2 tRNA genes and 1 rRNA gene are annotated in these 3321 nt (G+C 47.5%); all 3 read left to right on the top strand.

Annotated features, from left to right (window positions below):
• Positions 1-42: 42 nt before the first annotated feature.
• The 3 genes from WFH39_RS21125 to WFH39_RS21115 all read left to right on the top strand — a co-directional run bounded on the left by WFH39_RS21125 (position 43) and on the right by WFH39_RS21115 (position 3204).
• A tRNA-Ile gene (locus tag WFH39_RS21125) sits at positions 43-116 on the top strand.
• Positions 117-199: 83 nt separating this feature from the next.
• A tRNA-Ala gene (locus WFH39_RS21120) sits at positions 200-276 on the top strand.
• A gap of 172 nt (positions 277-448) precedes the next feature.
• A 23S ribosomal RNA gene (locus WFH39_RS21115) occupies positions 449-3204 on the top strand.
• Positions 3205-3321: the final 117 nt, after the last annotated feature.

Here is a 3321-nt window from a genome sequence, read left to right as displayed (position 1 = left end):
AAAAGTATATTACTTATAACTCATCACCCATTACTCATACAAAGTCTCGTAGCTCAGCTGGTTAGAGCGCTACACTGATAATGTAGAGGTCGGCAGTTCGAGCCTGCCCGAGACTACTAATTAAGGCGGCTGGCAAATCGCTTATGGCTGATGGCAAAAAAGCCAACAGCAATTAGCAAAAAGCCAACAGCACCTAGAGGGGGAATTAGCTCAGCTGGCTAGAGCGCCTGCCTTGCACGCAGGAGGTCAAGGGTTCGACTCCCTTATTCTCCACCAATTGGGTTTCAAGTTTAATATTCAAAGTTCAAATAACGGAAGATGAGAGCCATTTTCCATGAACCAAGAACCTTAAACTATGAACCAGAAATAAGATCATTGACATTAACGGTAAAGACATCACAAAGAGAAAACCGAGCACTTATAAGTGCTTGAGTAACCTAAAAATAGGAAAGAAATCGTTAAGGGCGTATGGCGGATGCCTAGGCTTTCAGAGGCGACGAAGGACGTGGTAAGCTGCGAAAAGCTGCGGGGATTGGCACACACGAATTGATCCGCAGATGTCCGAATGGGGCAACCCAATACATTGAAGATGTATTACCTCTTAGGAGGAGCAAACCCGGAGAACTGAAACATCTAAGTACCCGGAGGAAAAGAAATCGAAGAGATTCCGTAAGTAGTGGCGAGCGAAAGCGGATTAGCCCAAAAGTCTTTATATATTTAGAAGAATGTTCTGGAAAGAACAGCCATAGACGGTGATAGCCCGGTATTCGAAAGGTATACATAGATGATAAATGAGTAGGGCGGGACACGTGAAATCCTGTCTGAATATGGGGGGACCATCCTCCAAGGCTAAATACTCCTGAAAGACCGATAGTGAACAAGTACTGTGAAGGAAAGGTGAAAAGCACTTCGAATAGAAGGGTGAAATAGAACCTGAAACCGTACGCCTACAAGCGGTCGGAGCAGATTAATTCTGTGACGGCGTGCCTTTTGCATAATGAGCCTACGAGTTAATTTTACTAGCGAGGTTAAGTAATTAAGTTACGGAGCCGGAGCGAAAGCGAGTCTGAATAGGGCGCATAGTTAGTAGGATTAGACGCGAAACCTTGTGATCTACCCATGGGCAGGTTGAAGCTTTGGTAACACAAAGTGGAGGACCGAACCGGTTGACGTTGAAAAGTCTTCGGATGACCTGTGGGTAGGGGTGAAAGGCCAATCAAACTGGGAGATAGCTCGTACTCTCCGAAATGCATTTAGGTGCAGCGTCGTATATAAGTTTATTAGAGGTAGAGCTACTGATTGGATGCGGGGGTTTCACCGCCTACCAATTCCTGACAAACTCCGAATGCTAATAAATGTTCTACGGCAGTGAGGGCATGGGTGCTAAGGTCCATGTCCGAGAGGGAAAGAACCCAGACCAACAGCTAAGGTCCCCAAATTTCTGTTAAGTTGAAGCAACGCGGTTGGACTGCATTGACAGCTAGGATGTTGGCTTGGAAGCAGCCATTCATTTAAAGAGTGCGTAACAGCTCACTAGTCGAGCGGTCCGGCATGGATAATAATCGGGCATAAACAGAATACCGAAGCTATGGATTTATAATTAATTATATCTGGTAGGAGAGCATTCTATCGGCGCCGAAGCAGTATCGTGAGGTATTGTGGAGCTTATAGAAAAGAAAATGTAGGCATAAGTAACGATAAAGGGGGCGAGAAACCCCCTCACCGAAAGACTAAGGTTTCCTCAGCCATGCTAATCAGCTGAGGGTTAGTCGGGACCTAACGCGAACCCGAAAGGGGTAGTGGATGGACAATGGGTTAATATTCCCATACTTGCTCACACTAAAAAGGGGACGGTTCGATGTAGCTATAGAAGACGGACGGAAGTGTCAAGGCCTAGCCTTCGGGCGAAGCTGTTATAGTGTAATCGGATCCAAGAAAAGCCGAAGTGAAGCAACCCGTACCAAAACCGACACAGGTAGTCGAGGAGAGAATCCTAAGGTGCTCGAGTGAGTCGTGGCTAAGGAACTAGGCAAAATAGTCTCGTAACTTCGGAAGAAGAGACGCCAGCAGCAATGCTGGCCGCAGTGAAGAGGCCCAGGCGACTGTTTATCAAAAACACAGGACTCTGCTAAATCGAAAGATGCTGTATAGGGTCTGACACCTGCCCGGTGCTGGAAGGTTAAGGAAGGGCGTTAGCGTAAGCGAAGCGTTTGACTGAAGCCCCAGTAAACGGCGGCCGTAACTATAACGGTCCTAAGGTAGCGAAATTCCTTGTCGGGTAAGTTCCGACCTGCACGAATGGTGTAACGATCTGGGCACTGTCTCAGCCACGAGCTCGGTGAAATTGTAGTATCGGTGAAGATGCCGATTACCCGCAATGGGACGAAAAGACCCTGTGAACCTTTACTATAACTTCGTATTGACTTTGAGTAAGTAATGTGTAGGATAGGTGGGAGGCTTTGAAGCAGGCACGCTAGTGTTTGTGGAGCCGACGTTGAAATACCACCCTTTACTTACTTGGAGCCTAACTTCTTTAAAGAAGGACATTGCGTGGTGGGTAGTTTGACTGGGGTGGTCGCCTCCAAAAGAGTAACGGAGGCTTTCAAAGGTACCCTCAGCACGCTTGGTAACCGTGCGTAGAGTGTAATGGCATAAGGGTGCTTGACTGTGAGACCCACAAGTCGATCAGGTGCGAAAGCAGGACATAGTGATCCGGTGGTTCCGTATGGAAGGGCCATCGCTCATAGGATAAAAGGTACTCCGGGGATAACAGGCTAGTCTCCCCCAAGAGCTCACATCGACGGGGAGGTTCGGCACCTCGATGTCGGCTCGTCACATCCTGGGGCTGGAGAAGGTCCCAAGGGTTGGGCTGTTCGCCCATTAAAGTGGCACGCGAGCTGGGTTCAGAACGTCGTGAGACAGTTCGGTCTCTATCTATTGCGGGCGTTAGATGTTTGAGAGGGCTTGATTCTAGTACGAGAGGACCGAATTGAACAAACCTCTGGTGTATCAGTTGTACCGCCAGGTGCACCGCTGAGTAGCTATGTTTGGAAGAGATAAGCACTGAAAGCATATAAGTGCGAAACTCGCCTCAAGATGAGACATCTTTTAAGGGTCGTGGGAGATGACCACGTTGATAGGCTACAGGTGTAAAGTTGGTAACAGCATAGCCGAGTAGTACTAATTACCCGTAGATTTATAGCCTATAAGTGTTGCTTATGGCAACTGGTCGATAGCTGTTAGCTAAAAGCCAAGAGCCAACAACAAGCCTTATAAGTGCAACACTGGTTTTGCCTTTGTGATGAAATTTACCGATAAAAA

The sequence above is a fragment of the Chryseobacterium sp. MMO-72 genome, from assembly GCF_037146035.1.
Lineage (GTDB): Bacteria > Bacteroidota > Bacteroidia > Flavobacteriales > Weeksellaceae > Chryseobacterium > Chryseobacterium indicum.
Note: the sequence above shows the minus strand (reverse complement) of the source record. Positions and strands in the feature narration are given on the sequence as shown.